The sequence below is a fragment of the Tianweitania populi genome, assembly GCF_014652875.1.
Classification (GTDB): Bacteria; Pseudomonadota; Alphaproteobacteria; order Rhizobiales; family Rhizobiaceae; genus Tianweitania; species Tianweitania populi.
On record NZ_BMZQ01000004.1, the window covers coordinates 12469 to 30354 of the forward strand.

Below are 17886 nucleotides of genomic sequence, written 5' to 3' on the forward strand. Positions count from 1 at the left end.
CGATTTGTATCCTGCCGGCATCGTTGAACAAAGGAAACGACATGAATCGCCGCGAATTCAATTTGTTGCTATCGGCCACCGTTGGCGCAACGGCATTCATGGGCAAGGCAGCCGTCGCGCAGGAACAGGGCGAAACGCTGACTGCCCTCATCCAGCCGGAGCCGCCGATCCTCAACCTCGGCATCAACCAGCAAACGCCGACCGGCGTGGTTGGCGGCAAGATGTATGAGGGCCTGTTGTCCTACGCCAGGGATCTGACCCCGCAGCCGCTGCTTGCGGATTCATGGGAGATCTCCGAGGACGGTTTGACCTACACGTTCAAGCTCGTCCAGAACGCCAAGTGGCACGACGGCCAGCCCTTCACCTCAGCCGACGTCGTGTTTTCGTGCAAGCAACTCCTGCCCGAGACCCACCCGCGCGCCCGCGCCGTATTCGACCGCTGCGCAAGCATCGAGGCGCCGGACGATTTCACCGTCGTGTTCAAGCTGAAATCGCCGTTCCCGGCCTTCATCATGGCCTTCGAAACGGCGTCCGCCCCAATCCTTCCGCGCCACCAGCTCGAGGGCAAGGACTTCAAGAAGGAAGGCGCGGAACTACCGCCGATCGGCACTGGGCCGTTCAAGCTGAACGAATGGGTCAAGGGCTCGCATATTCACCTGACCGCCGTTGAGGATTATTATCGTCCCGACCAGCCGAAGCTGAAGGAAATCTTCTACCGCGTCGTGCCGGACGCCGCTTCGCGCGCCGTCGCGCTCGAACAGGGCGAGGCACAGCTTGCACAATGGCAGGACATCGAGCCCTTCGACGTCGAGCGGCTGTCTTCGCTCGATCATCTGGACATAACCACCGACGGCTATGAGTACTTCTCGCCCATGGTTTGGATCGAGCTCAACTGCCGTAAGCCGCCAATGAACGACAAGCGCTTCCGGCAGGCGCTGACGCATCTGATCGATCGCGACTTCGTTCGCGACCGCATCTTCTTCGGGCTCGCTAATTCGGCCACCGGCCCCATCTCGTCCTCAATGCGCTTCTACGACAAGGACGTGAAGACCTATGAGCCCTCGGTCGAGAAGGCCACCGCGCTGCTTGACGAGATGGGTTTGAAGCCGGGTGCCGATGGCAACCGCGTCAGCCTGAAGTTCACCATGGTACCGGCGGGCGAAGTCTGGACCCGCATCGCCGAATATATCCGCCAGTCCTTCAGCCAGGCTGGCATCGCGGTCGAGCTGCAAAGCAACGATCTCGCAGGCTGGGTCTCGGCCGTCAGCAATGGCGACTTCGACATTTCCGGCAACCAGCTCTACCAGAACGGCGATCCGGCGCTCGGCGTTGCCCGCACCTACATTTCGTCCAACATCCGCAAGGGCGTGATGTTTTCCAACACGTCGGGCTATTCCAACCCCAAGGTGGACGAGCTGTTCGAGGCGGCGGCCGTCGAGCTCGACCAGGCCAAGCGTCAGGCGCTCTACACCGAGGTTCAGCAACTGCTGGTCGAGGAAATGCCGGTTCTCTGGCTCTGCGAGCAGAAGTATCCGACGATCTACGACAACCGTCTCAAGGACGTCGTGACCTCGTCCACCGGCGTGAACGCCAATTTCGGCACGACACATTTCGAGGCCTGACCGATATCGGTGCACCGGCGCTCCAGGGTGCCGGCGCATGCTTCTATTTCGTGACCAAGGAATTCCCGAACGCCATGACCTTCCATTTCGACCCTGCCGAGATCGCCACACTCACCGACTGGCGCCACAAGTTGCACCAGTTTCCGGAAGTCTCGGGCGAAGAGATCGAAACGGCCAAGGAAGTCGTGTCCTTTCTGGCCGACACCAATCCGGACACGGTGGTGACCGGTCTTGGCGGCCATGGCGTGGCGCTGGTCTACGAGGGTGCTGAACCCGGCCCGAGCGTGATGCTGCGTTGCGAGCTGGACGCGCTGCAGATCCACGAGATTTCCGACCTGCCCTATCGCTCGAAGATCGACAACAAGGCGCATATGTGCGGCCACGACGGTCACATGACGATGATGGCAGCGGTCGCGCGCCATATCGGCAAGAACCGCCCGGCAAAGGGACGCGCCATCCTGTTGTTCCAGCCGGCCGAAGAAACGGCGCATGGCGCCGAGGCCGTGCTGGCCGATCTCCAATTCGCGGCCATTACGCCCGACCTGTCCTTTGCAATCCACAACATGCCCGGCCTGCCGCTGGCGAGCGTTGCGGTGGCTGCCGGCCAGATCACCTGCGCCTCCATGGGGCTGAAGCTCGAGCTCACCGGCAAGACCGCACATGCCTCCATGCCCGAGACCGGCATCTCGCCGGCCAAGGCCGTGGCGCGCATCATCGACGAACTGGAGCGCTTCCAGACCGGCGAGGTGGTCGCTCAAGGGTTCCAGCGCGTGACGCTGACCAATGTTCAGATGGGCAAGCCGGTTTTCGGCGTGACACCCGGTTCGGCCGAAATTCGCATGACGCTGCGCCGCCCGGAGAGCGACGCGATGCCGGCCCTGGTCGAGGATGTCGTGGCGATGGTAGCGGCGATCGCCTCCGAGGAAGGGCTCGGTCTTTCGCACACCACCCACAATTTCTTCCGTGCCTGCATCAACGATCCGGAAGCAGCATCGGCTTTCGAGACCGCCGCCGCCGACATGGAGCTTGATCGTTCGCACGACTATGTGCCGATCCGCGGCGCGGAGGATTTCGGCCTGTTCGGTTCCTGCTCGAAGTCCGCGCTGCTGTTTATCGGCTCGGGCATGGACAAGCCGATGGTCCACAACCCGGACTACGACTTCCCCGATGCGCTGATCCCGGTGGGCGCAGGTCTGTTCCTGCGTGTCCTCGACCAGACACTGGGCCTTGCCCAGCCGTCCGGCCGCTAGTCGAAATCACGTAGCGAACCGATGTCGATCATCACCAGTCTTACCGGCAAGATCATCGGGATCGTTTTTACGATCCTCGTCATAGCCACGATCAACTTCATCCTGATCCACGCGACGCCGGGTGATCCGGCCATGGTGATCGCCGGTCAGTCCGGCGCGGCCGATCCGAAATTCATCGCCGATATCCGCGCGGCCTATGGTCTCGACCAGCCGTTCCTGATTCAGCTCGGCACCTATATCGGCAAGGTCCTGCAGTTTGATCTCGGCTATTCCTACCGCCAGCGCGCCGATGTCAGCGCCCTGATCCTCGATCGCCTTGGCCCTACCTTGCTTCTGACGCTGTCGGCATTCTTCGTTTCGCTGATCGGCGGCGTTTTCTTCGGCGCGCTGGCCGGCAAGCGGCAGGGTACGTGGGCCGACCTCGCGATCTCGATGGTTTCGCTGCTTCTTTACGCCACGCCGGTGTTCTGGCTTGGCCTGATGCTGGTGCTGGTCTTTTCAATCCAGCTCGGCTGGGTGCCGGCTTTCGGCTATGCCTCGATCCGCGCTTCGAGCTTCGGCCCGTGGGACTATGCGATGGATGTCGCGCGCCATTTGATCCTGCCAGTGCTGACGCTGGCCGCGATCTACATGGCCGTTTACACCCGCCTCATGCGCTCCTCGCTGATCGAAGTCAGCCACGAGGACCATGTCCGCACCGCCCGCGCCAAGGGCCTGAACGAGCGCCAGATCCTGTCGCGTCACATGCTGCGCAACGCGGCCGTGCCGGTCGTCACCTTTGCCGGCCTTCAGGCCAGCGCGCTGATCGGCGGTTCGGTTGTTGTGGAAACGGTGTTCTCATGGCCCGGCCTTGGCCGCTTGACCTACGATGCCGTGACGGCGCGCGACTATCCCGTGCTGCTCGGCCTGTTCCTCATCATGTCGGTGCTGGTTATCGCGACCAATCTGCTCACCGATGTCCTGCATCGCCTGATCGATCCGCGCGTGAAGGGCCGATAGGAGACCTGCTTATGAGCGAATTCTTCCGCACGTTCCTCAGCCGGCCAGCCGGCATCGTCGGACTTGTCCTCCTTGTCATCGTCTGCCTGATGGCAGTGCTCGCACCGCTGATCTATCCGGGCTCGCCCTGGGACATGGCCGGCATGCCCTTCGCCCGACCAGGCGAGGCTGGCATGCTGCTCGGCAGCGACACGCTTGGCCGAGACATCGCCTCCGGCATCGTTCACGGCGCCCGCGTTTCGATCCTGATCGGCCTTGCCTCGACTTTAACCGCGCTGTTTATCGGCGTGACGCTGGGCTGCATCGCCGGTTATGCCGGCGGAATGGTTGATGGCGCCATCGTGCGCTTCACCGAGATCTTTCAAACGATCCCGAGCTTCGTGCTGGCCATCCTGTTCGTCGCGATCCTGACACCGTCGATCGGCACGATCATCCTGGCGATCGGCCTCGTTTCATGGCCGCCGCTGTCACGCCTAACCCGTGCGCAAGTCAAGACGGTCACCCAGCGCGAATTCGTCCAGGCCGCGCGCTGCCAGGGCCAGTCGACGCTGTCGATCGTACTGCGCCACGTCCTGCCCAACGCCGTTTCACCCATCATCGTCGCCGGCTCGCTGACGGTCGCGGCCGCGATCCTGATTGAGGCCGCACTTTCCTTCATGGGCCTCGGCGATCCCAATTTCATGAGCTGGGGCTATATGGTCGGCGCTGGTCGCACCGTGATCCGGCAGGCCTGGTGGATGAGCGTCTTCCCGGGCATCGCCATCCTGCTCACCGTTGTCGCGATCAACCTCGTCGGCGAAGCCTTGAACGACACGCTGAACCCGAGGATTTCGCGCGCATGAGCCTGCTCCAGATCGAGAACCTCGTGCTTGGCCTCCCGGAAGGCGCCGACCGCCTGCGCGCTGTCGATGGCATCAGCATCGAGGTCAATCGCAACGAGATCGTTTGCCTGGTGGGCGAAAGCGGCTCGGGCAAGTCGATGACGGCTCACGCCATCCTCGGCCTGCTGCCTGCCAAGGTAAAGGCGCTGGAAGGCGCGATCCGCTTCGGCGGCAAGGACCTGCTGAAGCTTCCAGCTAGGGAAATGCGCCAGCTTCGCGGCAGCCGCATCGCCATGATTTTCCAGGAGCCGCTGACGGCGCTGAACCCGCTGGCAAAGGTCGGCAGCCAGGTCGCCGAGGCAATCCGCATCCACGGCAAGGCCGGCGGCGATGTCGAAGCACGCGTCGTCGAACTGTTCGGCCAGGTTGGCCTGCCCGATCCAGCCTCCATCATCTCCGCCTATCCGTTTCAGCTTTCCGGCGGTCAGCGTCAGCGCGTCATGATCGCCATGGCGCTTTCAAACGATCCCGAACTACTGATCGCCGACGAGCCCACAACAGCCCTCGACGTCACCACCCAGCGCCAGATTCTCGACCTGATCCTCGACCTTCAAAAGAAGCGCGATATGGGCGTGCTGTTCATTACGCACGACATCGGCGTGGTCGCTGATATTGCCGACCGTGTCGTTGTTCTCCGCCACGGCAAGGTGGTCGAACAGGGCGAGGCAAGCACCGTGCTCGACACGCCGCAGACGGACTACACGCGCGACCTTCTTGATGCCGTGCCGGGTCGCGGCGCGATCCGCTCGGTTCGTGACGACACCACGCCGCTGCTGGAAATTAAGAACCTGCAGAAGGTCTTTACCACGCGCCAGAGCATGTTTTCCAAGCCGCGCCGCGTGGTTGCGGCCGACGACCTTAACCTCTCCCTCCAGCGCGGCGACACGCTGGCCGTTGTGGGCGAGAGCGGTTCGGGTAAGTCGACGCTGGCCCGCATGGTGCTGCGCCTGATCGAGCCGGACAACGGCGTGATCAACTTTGATGGCGCTTCGGTGCGCGCCATGAAAGGCGAAGCGCTGCGGCAGTTTCGCCGCCGCGTGCAGATCGTGTTCCAGGATCCCTACGCCTCGCTCGACCCGCGCCTGAAGATTGGCGAGAGCATCGTGCGCGGCCCGATGGCGTTCGGAGCCTCGCGGACAGACGCGACAAAAACCGCGACCCGCTGGCTGGAAAAAGTCGGGCTCGGTGCGCACGCGCTGGACCGCTTCCCGCACGAATTTTCCGGCGGACAACGCCAGCGCATCTGCATCGCCCGCGCGCTGGCGCTTGATCCCGTCTGCCTGATCGCCGACGAGGCCGTGTCGGCGCTGGACGTTTCTGTTCAAGCGCAGGTTTTGAAGCTGCTTGCCGAATTGAAATCCGAGATGGGCCTGAGCGTGCTGTTCATCACCCACGACCTGCGTGTTGCGCGCGAGATCGCCGATCGCATTGTGGTCATGCAGAACGGCCGCATCGTCGAGCAGGCGCCTGCCGCCGCGCTCTTCGATCAGCCGCAGGCAGATTACACCAGGCGGCTGCTCCAAGCCGTCCCAGGGCGCGTGTTTTTTGAGCGCCGCGAGCTGGCGGGGAGTGCCGCTTAGGGCAGAACCATGGACAACCGGACGCGCGCCTTTATCGAAAAGTCCACGCTCCTCTTCATTGCCTCGCGCAATGCGGATGGGGCGATGGATGTTTCGCCGCGCGGTGGCCAGCCTTCAGTCCTTCGCTTTCGGGCGGATGGCGCGCTGCTGATGCCCGATTATGTCGGCAACAAGCGCCTCGACACGATCGGCAACGTGCTCGCCAACCCGGATGTCGCTCTTCTGCTGCTGAACCGGCTGAGCAACGATTATCTCCGCATCAATGCTCGCGCGATCGTATCGCAGGCCGAGGACGATCTTGCCGCCTTCCCGGCCGACGAGAACCCGCCGCTCAGCGTTATCGTACTCCAGCCGACCAGGATGGAATTCGTCGCCAGTAAGGCATTCCACCGCAGCGGCTTCTGGGTCGACGCGTCCGGCCTCAAGCCCACGCTGGACGTGCTCGACATCTATGCCCGCGACATCAAGTGGCAAACGGATGGCGGGCGCGATCCCGTTCCGTTTGATCCGGGCTCCGAAAGCCACCTTGCCGGCTCTGGCCTGCGCGCCTTCTACGGCACGCCGAGCCCCATGGTGCAAAAGAAGGTCTATGATACGGCCGGCCCCGGCTTCATGAGCTTCATCGAAGACGCCCGCTTCATCGTTTTTGCGCATGAGGGCGCGAGCGGCGAAATCCTGATCGACCTGGCCGGCGGCGCGCCATTGAAGGCCGATCGCGAGACGAACGCACCCTCGCTGCTGCTCGATATCGAGCATGAAGGCACGGCCGGCCCGGCAGCACTGCATTCGGCCCCGTTTGCGATCATCGCCGCCGAGCCAGGCCGCTGCGACAACATCCGGGTGAACGGGACCTATCGCGAGGTCTGCACGACGCCCGATGGCCGGCGCCGGCTCAGCCTTCAGTCGGAAGAAATCTATTTCCATTGCTCGGCAGCGCTCACCCGATCGCGCATCTGGATGGATGCGCGCCCCGCCGCCTGGAGCGGTAAGCGCAGCTTCACCTGCGTTGCGCGACGGCAGGAAAGTCCGGATGTCGTATCCTTGACCTTCAGCCCGCGCGACCGGGCGCCGGTCGGCTCGGCGGAACCTGGCCAGTTCGTCACCGTCTCGCTGCCGCATGATGACGCAAAAACCCCGCGCCGTCGCTGTTACTCGATCTCCTCGGTCCCGACCGACCGCGAGCTACGCATTTCCGTGCGCCGCATCGGCGATAACGGGGTTTCCGCGCTTTTGCACGACAGGGTCATGATCGGCGACGAGGTCTTCCTTGGTCCCCCCGGCGGTCAATTCGTGTTCAACAGCGCACCGCTGAAGGCGGTCGTGTTGGTTAGTGCCGGCGTCGGTATCACGCCGCTCCTGCCGATGGCTGAGCAATTGGCCCGCGAGGAGCCTGGTCGCGAGATTTGGTTCGTTCATGCGGCGCGCAATGGCCGGCACCACCTTTTCGGCCCTGAGGCGCTGGAACTCGCCAACCTCAATCCCGGCATTAGCCTGCTGACGGTTTACTCTCGCCCCGACGACGATGACACGTTCCACCACGAGGGCCGCCTTGATGCCGCGGCACTTGCACGGCATGTGCCGGTCGCGGAGGCCGACTTTTACATCTGCGGCCCCGAAACCTTCATGTCCTCGCTGCGCGACGGTCTGATCGAACTGGGCGCACCGCCGGCGGCGATCCGCATGGAAGCATTCGAACAAAGCGGCGGTGGAGGCTTTGCGCTGAGAGAGGCGCAGATGAACCTGCCGCCCCGCCTGGTCAGCTTTACGCGCTCCGACCGCCAGGCGACGTGGACCCCGGAATGCGGCTCGCTGCTCGACCTGGCGCTGGCCAACGACATCGAGGTCCAGTTTTCCTGCCGCAGCGGCGAGTGCCAGTCCTGCAGCCAGAAGATGATCAGTGGCGGTGTGATCTACCCGTCCGGCGAAGAACCGCTCATCGCCCGTGGCCAGGTCCTGCTTTGCCAAGCGATCCCTAAAAACGACCTGGTACTGGACTGCTGAACAGGGTTTGCAGTCTGCGAGCCAGCTTCAGGCATTCCTTGAAGAGAGTTCCTTTTTTCCATTATTGCGCCGCCACAAGCCGTCGGGCGCCGCGGAGATTTGATTGAGGAAGCAATAAACGGCTGCACCGGGTACAGCTCTATCAATGATCCATCTGGCCCGCTATAGGATGTGCCAACGCTGTCATGATGCCGCGCAATTCTGCAAGGCCTCGCAGTCTCCCGATGATCGGATAACCCGGTTGCCCGCTGCGGCCGAGATCGTCCACGATCCTCTGGCCGTGATCGGGGCGCATCGGGATTTGATGATCCCGGCGCCCCTCAACTTTTCGCCGTTTCTCCTCACGAACGATCTCGGCAATAAAGGCGACCATATCGGTGCTTCCACAAAGGTGCTCCGCCTCGTGGAAGGAAGCAGGGATGCCGGGCTCCTCGCGCGTGACATTGCGCAGATGCAGGAAGTGCACCCGTGACCCGAACCGGCGCATCAGGGCGGCTAGATCGTTATCGGGACGCGCACCAAGCGACCCCGAGCATAAGGTCAGCCCGCTAGCAGGGCTGTCGACAGCGTCGAGAATGGTTTCGAAATCCTCGCCTGTTGACATGATGCGCGGCAAACCGAGCAAAGGGAATGGCGGATCATCTGGATGGCAGCAAAGGCGCGTGCCGAGTTTCTCGGCGACCGGAACGACTTCTTCGAGGAAGGTGACATAGTGCGTACGCAACCGCTCTGAGTCGATGGCATCATATTGCGCCAGTAGCTGACGGACATCTTCAATCGTCAGGCTCTCCGTCGAGCCAGGCAATCCGCCGGTTACGTTCCTGGCAAGCTCACGTTGGCGATGTTCGTCCATGCTGGCGAAGCGCTCTTCCGCCTTGGCAACAGTCTGCTCATCGAAGGATGCGGCTGCGCTCTTGCGTTGGAGAATATGAATGTCGAAGGCTGCGAAGTCGATCAAATCGAAGCGCATGCAGTCGCCGCCATGGGGAAGTTTCCAGGCGAGATCGGTTCGGGTCCAGTCGAGCACGGGCATGAAGTTGTAGCAGATCGTTTCCAGCCCATTTTCGCTCAGATGCTGGAGGCTTTGCTTGTAATTCTCGATATGCGCGCGCCAGTCGCCCGTTTGTTTCTTGATGTCCTCCGACACCGGCAGGCTCTCCACCACCTCCCAGGCAAGTCCGGATGGCGAACCATCTTTCATGCGGCTAAGAGCATCCTGGCGGCGGCGGATTTCTTCGGACGACCAAACTTCTCCAGTCGGAATATAGTGCAAGGCACTGACGACGCCTTCCACCCCGGCTTGCCGCATGTCGTCCATCGACGCTTGATCATGCGGCCCGAACCAGCGCCAAGTCTGTCGCATTGCATTTTCCTGTGAAATTGGTGGCTGGCCGCATAGCAGCGCCCAGCTTGGCTGGTTTTCAGACGTCAGGATGAAGTGTGGACAGCAACGCCGTCAGCATCGAAGGCGTAGGTTCGGCCAGGCTCGGCAGTCAGCGTGACTGCGCTTTGAACGCGCGGCGGCGGGCCATCCCGGTGCAATGCGAGGCAGGTGTCGCCGTTCTCAAGCTGGATGTGAAGAAGCGTCTCCGCGCCTGCATATTCAGCCATCACAACCGTTCCAGGCAGACCGGGCTGTGCGGCAGAACCGACCCGAAGATGTTCAGGGCGCACGCCGCATTGCGTGGCTGAAAGTGGAAGAGACCCGCCTGGCGACAACGCCGCCGCCGTATCCGCCTTCAGAATGTTCATCTTTGGACTACCGATGAACTGCGCAACGAAGATGTTGGCTGGGCGCTCGTAAAGCTCCTGCGGCGCGCCGACTTGCTCGACCCTGCCGTCCTTGAGAACGACAATCCGGTCGGCCAGCGTCATGGCCTCCACCTGATCATGGGTGACATAGATCATCGTCGTTGCAACACGCTGGTGCAGACTGGCGATCTCGGAGCGCATATGCACCCGCAGTTCCGCATCGAGGTTCGAAAGCGGCTCATCGAAAAGAAAGACCGAGGGGTTCGCCACGATCGCCCGGCCGATTGCGACACGCTGGCGCTGACCACCCGAGAGTTGGCGCGGATAGCGGTCAAGCAGTGCCTCGAGCTTCAAAAGCGCCGCAGCTTTCGACACAGCCTTTTCGCGCTCGGCACGCGCGACTTTGCGCACCTTCAACCCAAAGCCCATATTCTCACGCACTGTGAGGTGCGGATAAAGGGCGTAGGATTGGAACACCATCGCGACGCCACGCGCGGATGCCGGAACATCGTTCACGACCCGGTCGCCGATCGTTAGCTCGCCGTGGGTAATCGGCTCCAACCCGGCGATGAGCCGCAGCAGGGTGGACTTCCCGCAGCCGGATGGGCCGACAAAGACCACGAACTCGCCATCGGCAATGTCGAGATCGATGCCGCGAATGATCTCGACCGAGCCGAAGGTCTTCCGCAAATCCTGGAGCTTAACACTGGCCATTGGATGCAATCCTCAACCTTTGACGCCGGAAAGCGCGAAGCTTTCGACAATTTGGCGCTGGGCGATGAGATAGATGATGAGAACGGGGATAACCGTGAGGGTCGTTGCCGCCAGCTGCAGGTTCCACAAGGGCAGGCCATAGCTGTCGTTGAAGTTCGACAAAGCGAGAGGCAGGGTGAACTTTTCCAGAGAACTCAGGAAAATCAGCGGCTCGAGGAAGAGGTTCCAGGAGTTCAGGAAGGTGATGATGGCCACAGCTGCCAGAGCCGGCCGCGACATAGGAATGGCGATCTTCCACCAGATGCCGAAGCGCGACAGCCCGTCCATCTTGGCGGCTTCTTCCAGTTCCTTGGGTAGCGACAGGAAGTATTGCCGCATCAGGAAGGTGGCGACGACGCCCTGCGCACCGAACACAGGCAGAAGGATCAGCGGCCAGTGCGTATCCACCAGGCCAAGCCACCGGATGAGGAAGAAGTTCGGGATGATGGTCACTTCATCCGGCATCATCAGCGCGGTCACGAGCAGCAGCATGAGAAGTCCTGCTCCGACAAAGCGTATGCGCGCCAAGGCATAACCAGCAAGCGAAGAGATCAGCAGCGTCAGGATTGTCACCACTCCGGCAATGTAGAGCGAGTTGAAATACTGTCGCGCGAAGGGCTGGTAGGTGAACACTTCCACGAAGTTCTCGTACCGCCACACGCGCGGGATCAGGTTAGGCGCGCCGAAGATCTCGGTGACGCTCTTGAATCCAGCCGACACCATCCAGAGGAAGGGAAAGACGAACGGAACCGCAAGCAGCAAGAGCGCCAGCGTCCAGGCGAGACGGTTCCAGGAGGCGCGCGTCATGCATCGTCCTTTCGCCGCAGGGACACTTGGATCAGGGTGAGGATGGTTACGATCACGAACATGATGATCGCCAGGGCTGAAGCGTAGCCGATATCGAAGAACTGGAAGCCCTGCTGGTAGATGTAGAAGGCCAGCACCAGCGTTCCGTTTTCTGGCCCGCCGCCGGTCATCTGGTAAATATGGTCGAACACCTTGAACGAGCCGATCGTCGTCAAAACTACAATCACCAGCGTTGTTGGTCCAAGCAGAGGCCAGGTGATCAACCGGAAGATTTGCCAGCGTGAGGCACCTTCGAGACCCGCAGCCTCATCGTAATCGCGCGGGATCGCTTGAAGTGCGGCGATGTAAAGGATCATGTTCAGGCCGACCATTTTGATGACCCGCGTCACGATCACGGCGGCCATGGCCCAGTTCGGCTCGCGCAGCCAGTTCGGTCCGGTGATACCGATCAGCGCCAGCATTTGGTTGATGGGTCCGCCTTCGCCCTGCAGCATGAACTTCCAGACGATTGCCCAGGCGATGGCCGAGGTGATGACCGGAGCAAAGAAGATCGTGCGAAAAATGATGACGCCGCGAAACGGACGTGAAAGTGCGACTGCCAGAAAAAGGGCGAGCGCGACATTCAGCGGAACCAGGCCTAGCGCGAAAACTGCCGAATTGCGCAGCACATGCCAGAAATCGGGGTTTTCGAGGAGCGCGTCTTCGAAATTGGTGAGGCCGACAAAGGTGGCCTCCCCCGAAAGGAAGTTCCAGTCCGACATCGCATAGATGAAGATTGCGATGAGGGGACCGAGGAAGAAGATCAGGAAGCCGAGCAGCGTTGGGCTAACGAACAACCAACCCTCTATCGCGTCGCGACGCTGAAGGGTCAGCCAGGGCGCACGAGCCTGCGCCCCGGAGCGGTGCGATAAAGAGCTGGTCACGGGTTCTTCCTTTTAGAGCAGCGGCTGGATTGCTGCGCAGACACCCTGAAGCGATTTCGCGACGTCGGCATCCGGCCGCCACAAGGCGTCCACACGCGGCTTCATGGCAGCGAGAATTTGCGGAACGCGTTCATGCGCGGCGACGACGCGACCTTTTTCGATCCCGGCCGCAACGAAGCCCATCATCTCAGGCGAGAGATACTGGTTCTTGTTGAGGAAGGCGTCGCTCGTCAAAACGCTGCGGCGCGCCGGCGGGAAGAACTGCGCCAATGCGGCCACGCCTTCCTTGTCTGTCATCTGCGCAACCAGTTCGGCGGCGAGTTCCTTGTTCGGGCTTGCCTCGAACACAACGAAGCCAGCCTGACCGATCACCGGACCTTCTTCGCCGTTCGGACCCGTCGGCAACGGCGCGACGCCCCAATCAAATCCAGCTTCCTTCATTTTCGAGGCGCGGGAGATCTGATTCACCGTCATGGCCGAATCGCCGGAGAAGTAGTCGCCCTGCGTGCCGGGCGGCACGATCGTCTTGTCCTTGAACACCATGTCGTGGATCTGCTGCACGGCTTTCACCGCGCCGGGGCTTTCCAGACCACACTGGCCATTTTCCCACAGGTCGCCGCCATAAGCGCGAATGGGCGGAAGCAGCGCATGCGTCATGCGCGAGGCGTAACCTTCGCCGTCCTTGAATTCGAAGGCATACTTGCCGGGATTGGCTGCAACAAGCTGCTTGGAAACCTCCTGGAACTTCGTCATGTTCCACTCGCCTTTTTCGGCAAGCTGCTTCGGATCTTCCAGCCCGGCCTTATCGAACATGGCCTTGTTGTAGTAGATCAGGAAAGGCGAGGTCGAGAACGGGACGCCATAGACCTGATCGCCCTTGCGCCATAGCGCCATGGCCGGATCGGTGAAGTCGGCCAGATCGTAATTCGGGAATGCCTGTAGGACCGGCGTTAGGTCCATGAGGATATTAGCCTCGATGAAGGCGGGGGCCGCATCTTCCATCATCCAGGCGACGTCTGGGGCTTTGCCGCCGGCAACCTGGAACGAAAGCTTCTGCGTGTAGTCGGCGACCGGAATGGTTTCGAACCTCACATTCACGCCGGGATGCGAAGCCTTAAAGCCATCGGCAAGTTGGTTGAGAAGTTTTAGATGCGGCTCGCTGCTCGTGTAAACAGCAACCCGTAGGTCCTGTGCTGATGCCTGCGCCGCCATCAAGACCATGGCGGATGCTGTGAGTGTAAAAATGCCCTTCATCGTTTCCTCCCGATGTGAAGACTAGGTGCTGCGCTCGAGCGCGGTTTTTGCTCAGGTCACTTCAAGCGTTTGAGCGACGGGGGCATCGCCGATCGACCAGCCGCCATTGATGGGTATGTCGGCGCCAGTGACATAGGCCGCCGCGTCGCTGCACAGATAGACATAGGCGCCGACGAGGTCGGCTGGTTTGCCAGGTCGGCCGGCCGGTATCTTGGCGCTGACCGCCCTGCGAAATTGGCTGTTGGCGTATAGCTGAGCGTTCGCCTCGATTTCGATCGCGCCCGGCGAAACGACGTTCATCGTCACACCGGCAGACGCGACCTCTCGTCCGATCGCGCGAATGGTTGTGAGCTGCGCTGATTTCATGGCCGCGTACACAACCGTTTCGGCGCGTGGACGTGTCGCCATGATGCTGCCGGTGGCGACCACTCTGCCCCAGCCACGTTCTGCCATTGGCGGCACCAAACGCTGGGTCACCGTCAGCAAAGCGGCAAAGTTCGCGGCGACGTGATCGACGACGGTCTCTTGCGAGACTTCATTCCACGTCCCGCGTCGCTCAATCGCCGCGTTCCAGATCAGGATGTCGATCTCGCCTAGCTGCAACGCTTCTTCCGAAAACCGTGCTGCCGCATCCGTCTGGGTAAAGTCGGCTTCCAGCACAGGCACCGAGCCGCCGATGCTTTGCGCAAGCGATCGAGCGCCAGCCTCATCCTTGTAATAATGCAGCACAAGAGAGGCGCCATGTTCGGCCAAGCCTTGGGCCACCGCACGACCGATGCCGGAGCTCGCGCCGGTCACGAGCGCTCGCTTCCCAGCCAGCGAGAACTGGTCAGCACTCATTGCTGGCCTCGCCGCTCATCTTCAGCGACCTCGACGGAAGCGATGTCAGCCGCTTCATAATGCGCGAGGATCTTCTCTTCCGCCTGAGCCGCATCGCCGGCTTCGATCGCCTGCAAGATCCCGGCATGCCGCGCGACTGTCTTTCGCCAATCATCCTGCGTGCGTTTCGAGCGGTTCGAGAAGATTTCCGAAACCTGGCGCTGGATCGAGCGCAGTCCCTCGATCTGGATGCGGATCATGGAATTTCCCGTCGCCATCGCCATACCGAGATGGAAACGGATATCCGCATCGGTGAAGTCAGCCGGCTTTCCAACCGATGCATTAAGATCGGCCAGCGCTTCCCGCATAACGGCAAGTCCATCCCCATCGCGGCGGGTCGCTGCCAATCTGGCGACGCCGACTTCCATGACACGCCGCATTTCGTTTGCTTCGCGCAGCGACTTGATGCTGGAGCGGACGGCATAGCCATAGATCTTGTCCATGGGCTCGCCGCTCAGAGCCTTGGCGCGCGCAACCTTGCCCTGCTGTGTCGAGACGAGCCCGGCGGATGTGAGTTGCCTCAGCGCTTCTCTCGCAATTGGGCGCGAAACGCCGAACTCCCGCGCGATCTCGCCTTCCGGCGGCAGTGCTTCACCCGGCGCAATGCTGCCTTCGAGCAGCGCTGCGGCAATCGCGTCAGATACCGTGTCGGCAAGCCGAAGCGGACTGGCCACCTTTCCGCTGAAGATCGTGCTGCGTTTCATTTCGTTCATACCTCCAACCTAACGCCAACTTTTTAACTTGGCAACTAGGTTTGTTTGTTGATAGGTTTCTCTGTGACTTCGAACTTAGCAGGGTATTGAAAGCCACGGGCATGACTTCCGCGCCGATCGAGATTGTCGATGTCATCGCGCATCCGCTTCAGCAAAGCCTCCCGATCCCGACGGTCACCTCGTGGGGCACTTACACGACTGTTGGAATGGTGCTCGTCGAGGTGCGAACACGCGACGGCTTGGTTGGCGTTGGTGAAACGCTGGGACGCTTCGCGCCGAAGGCCTATGCCGAGCTCATTCACTCGGCTCTGCGCCCTCGCCTGATTGGCCAAGATGCTCGCAATATTGCCGCGCTCTGGGCCAGCATGCGTCGCGCTTTGTCCGGCCGTTCGGGTGGAATGCTGATCGAAGCGATCGCAGGCGTCGACATCGCTCTGTGGGATATTGCCGGCAAGGCCGCGCGCCAACCGATCTCCAAGTTGCTTGGCGGAATGGGGCGCGAGCAGATCGACGTTTACGCCGCGGCGGTGAATTGGGGTTCAAACGAACAGGCCGACCGCGAGCTCCAGCGCTACCTGGACGAAGGCTTCACAAAGATCAAAGTCAAGTTGGCCAATCCAGTGCCTGAAGCGTGCAAACGCGTGGAGCGGATGCGCCAGCGGGCGGGCGACCAGATCGGTCTGTGTGTCGATGCCAACTGGGCTTATGAGCTCGACGAGGCGCTCGAGATCGGTCGCGCTTTATCGGATAACGGCTACTTCTGGTTCGAGGAACCGCTCGCACCGGAAAACGAGCAAGGCTACGAGGAACTGCGCAAGCGCTGTTCTGTGCCGCTCGCTGCCGGTGAAAGCAATTACACGCTTGATCAGGCAACGCGGCTTCTGTCCTCGCGCACCCTTTCGATCCTGCAGCCGGATATCGCTCGTTCGGGCGGCTTCACGGAAACCCGCCGGATGGCGGATTACGCAGCCGCGCATGGCGTGGCCTACGCCCCGCATATCGGCATGTCCGGCATCATCTGCGAGACCGCGAGCGTCCATCTCGCGGCCACGGTTCCCAACTTCAAAATTCTCGAATGCGAGTGCGATCGCAGCCCCTTCAAGACGCTTCTGGCCGATCTTGAGCCGGGCTGCCTGCGACAGAAAAACGGTGTTCTCGACGTGCCGCAAGGCCCCGGTCTGGGCATCGAAATCAACTGGGACGCCGTAAAGACCCTGAGGGCTGTATGACATGAATGAACAAACCAACACGAGCTTGGCGCATGACCTGCGTCTGGCCCTCTTGCGATCCGATCCCGCACTCAGCCACTTTGATCCCCTTCCCCGCATCATTGCCAATGACAGCTTCGCCAAGGGCCATTGCGGTTGGTCGCAACTGGTCGGCAACTACGAAGGCGATCTTGATACGATGCTGCCGGGCTATGCGCAGCACAGCAGCGCCATGCTGTCCACGCTGTCGCATTGGGATGCCGGCTCGCATGGCGGCATGAATTCGTCCTATGCGCTCAAGATCGCCACCAAGCCCGTTGCCGGCTCTCGCAATGTCGCGATCAAACGGCATACGTTCCGCAAGCGCGGTCCGATCCGCCTGGAAGCCTATGTCACCTTCAAGCCGGAAGCCAACGAACTGAAACTGTCTGAAACGGATGTTCGATCCTTCGGCTTCCTGTTCGATCTACAGGGCGGCGATCAGGATGGCGATGCACTACGCGTGATGCCGCATCTGCGGTTCCTCAATGCCGAGAACGGCCATCATACGCAGAAGTGGCAGTTCAAGCAGCGCACCAGCGATATCAAGCCGATGGGCGCCGAGGACAAGATCGTCAGCCACGACCACCTCAATCCCAATGACTGGCAGGACCTGCCGGGCGGCGGGCAGCGTCTTTGTTACAACGAAATCCCGACAAAGGTGAACTGGACCTATCTCTGCTTCGACTTCGATCTGGAAACGATGCAGGCCACGGGCTTTCGCTGCAACGACCGCGTGTTCGACGTAAGTGGGTTCGAGAGCATCAAGATCCCCGCCATGAAGAACCTTTGGTGCATGCTCAACATATGCCTGTTTGCCGAAACCGACACAAATAAGCGCGCCTTTCTGTATGTCGATTCCGTTTGTCTTTCGGGAGACTTCTGATGCTGCCGGAAAACATCACCGCCGTCGTCACCCGCAACGAGACATGGGCCGGCGTGGCGGCAAGCGAGCCTTACGAGGCGGGATGGGCCAAAGAAGCGGTCTTTTTCGTCCGCGCCTTGAAGCAGCCCGTCGGAATGCCCGCAAAAGCCTTTGTCGATATTTCTCCCGACGGCATCCGCTGGGTGCCCGAAGGAACGGAGTTCACCCTGCCCTCTTCCCGCGACGGCATTTCGGTCGCCCGGGTCAGCCACTTTGGCAATTGGCTGCGCGTGCGTGCGCAGTTCGATGACGGCGCCGAATGCACCGTTCTTGTCACCCTCCACCTGAAAGCCTGAACCG

The 17886-nt window shown here is 61.3% G+C and carries 16 protein-coding genes; 9 read left to right on the top strand and 7 right to left on the bottom strand.

Annotated elements, in window-relative coordinates; all coding sequences use genetic code 11:
• Positions 1-41: 41 nt before the first annotated feature.
• The 6 genes from IE166_RS17635 to IE166_RS17660 are packed head-to-tail and all read left to right on the top strand — an operon-like array spanning position 42 to position 8333.
• A complete protein-coding gene (locus tag IE166_RS17635; RefSeq protein WP_189506549.1) occupies positions 42-1622 on the top strand; it encodes an ABC transporter substrate-binding protein in 1581 nt (526 codons plus the stop codon).
• Positions 1623-1672: 50 nt separating this feature from the next.
• Positions 1673-2872, top strand: a complete 1200-nt coding sequence (locus IE166_RS17640; protein ID WP_244641560.1) for an amidohydrolase — start codon at positions 1673-1675, stop codon at positions 2870-2872.
• Between the two features lie 21 nt (positions 2873-2893).
• A complete protein-coding gene (locus IE166_RS17645) occupies positions 2894-3871 on the top strand; it encodes an ABC transporter permease (RefSeq protein ID WP_189506551.1) in 978 nt (325 codons plus the stop codon).
• 11 nt (positions 3872-3882) lie between these two features.
• Complete coding sequence (locus tag IE166_RS17650) at positions 3883-4713, top strand: ABC transporter permease (RefSeq protein ID WP_189506553.1); 831 nt, start codon at positions 3883-3885, stop codon at positions 4711-4713.
• The gene (locus tag IE166_RS17655) at positions 4710-6332 is read left to right on the top strand and encodes an ABC transporter ATP-binding protein (RefSeq protein ID WP_189506555.1); all 1623 of its coding nucleotides are present in this window, start codon (positions 4710-4712) and stop codon (positions 6330-6332) included. Before IE166_RS17650 ends, IE166_RS17655 begins: the two co-directional genes overlap by 4 nt.
• A 9-nt stretch (positions 6333-6341) precedes the next feature.
• Entirely contained in the window at positions 6342-8333 is a 1992-nt protein-coding gene (locus tag IE166_RS17660) for a pyridoxamine 5'-phosphate oxidase family protein (protein WP_189506557.1), read from the top strand.
• Between the two features lie 142 nt (positions 8334-8475).
• On the opposite strand, the gene uxuA is transcribed toward IE166_RS17660, so the two are convergent.
• The 7 genes from uxuA to IE166_RS17695 all read right to left on the bottom strand — a co-directional run bounded on the left by uxuA (position 8476) and on the right by IE166_RS17695 (position 15414).
• Complete coding sequence (gene uxuA / locus IE166_RS17665; RefSeq protein WP_189506559.1) at positions 8476-9696, bottom strand: mannonate dehydratase; 1221 nt, start codon at positions 9694-9696, stop codon at positions 8476-8478.
• A 65-nt stretch (positions 9697-9761) separates the two neighbouring features.
• Positions 9762-10799 (bottom strand): ABC transporter ATP-binding protein, encoded by a 1038-nt coding sequence (locus IE166_RS17670; RefSeq protein WP_189506561.1) that lies wholly within the window; start codon positions 10797-10799, stop codon positions 9762-9764.
• A gap of 12 nt (positions 10800-10811) precedes the next feature.
• Positions 10812-11645 carry a carbohydrate ABC transporter permease gene (locus IE166_RS17675; protein ID WP_189506563.1) on the bottom strand — a complete coding sequence of 278 codons (834 nt, stop codon included), beginning with the start codon at positions 11643-11645 and terminating at the stop codon, positions 10812-10814.
• The gene (locus IE166_RS17680; protein WP_189506565.1) at positions 11642-12568 is read right to left on the bottom strand and encodes a carbohydrate ABC transporter permease; all 927 of its coding nucleotides are present in this window, start codon (positions 12566-12568) and stop codon (positions 11642-11644) included. Before IE166_RS17680 ends, IE166_RS17675 begins: the two co-directional genes overlap by 4 nt.
• Before the next feature lie 12 nt (positions 12569-12580).
• Positions 12581-13822 (bottom strand): ABC transporter substrate-binding protein, encoded by a 1242-nt coding sequence (locus IE166_RS17685; RefSeq protein WP_189506567.1) that lies wholly within the window; start codon positions 13820-13822, stop codon positions 12581-12583.
• A gap of 51 nt (positions 13823-13873) precedes the next feature.
• On the bottom strand, positions 13874-14662 hold the full coding sequence (locus IE166_RS17690) for an SDR family NAD(P)-dependent oxidoreductase (protein ID WP_189506569.1): 789 nt from the start codon (positions 14660-14662) through the stop codon (positions 13874-13876).
• Positions 14659-15414 (bottom strand): FadR/GntR family transcriptional regulator, encoded by a 756-nt coding sequence (locus IE166_RS17695; protein WP_189506570.1) that lies wholly within the window; start codon positions 15412-15414, stop codon positions 14659-14661. Before IE166_RS17695 ends, IE166_RS17690 begins: the two co-directional genes overlap by 4 nt.
• A 101-nt stretch (positions 15415-15515) precedes the next feature.
• On the opposite strand from IE166_RS17695, the gene IE166_RS17700 reads away from it, so the two are divergent.
• Genes IE166_RS17700 through IE166_RS17710 form a run of 3 tightly spaced genes read left to right on the top strand, consistent with a single transcriptional unit; the run spans position 15516 to position 17882 of the window.
• Positions 15516-16643: a mandelate racemase/muconate lactonizing enzyme family protein gene (locus tag IE166_RS17700; RefSeq protein ID WP_189506572.1), complete on the top strand. Its 1128-nt coding sequence runs from the start codon at positions 15516-15518 to the stop codon at positions 16641-16643.
• A 37-nt stretch (positions 16644-16680) separates the two neighbouring features.
• Positions 16681-17547: a DUF6772 family protein gene (locus IE166_RS17705; RefSeq protein ID WP_189506863.1), complete on the top strand. Its 867-nt coding sequence runs from the start codon at positions 16681-16683 to the stop codon at positions 17545-17547.
• Positions 17547-17882 (top strand): hypothetical protein, encoded by a 336-nt coding sequence (locus IE166_RS17710; protein ID WP_189506574.1) that lies wholly within the window; start codon positions 17547-17549, stop codon positions 17880-17882. Before IE166_RS17705 ends, IE166_RS17710 begins: the two co-directional genes overlap by 1 nt.
• The last annotated feature ends 4 nt before the right edge of the window (positions 17883-17886 follow it).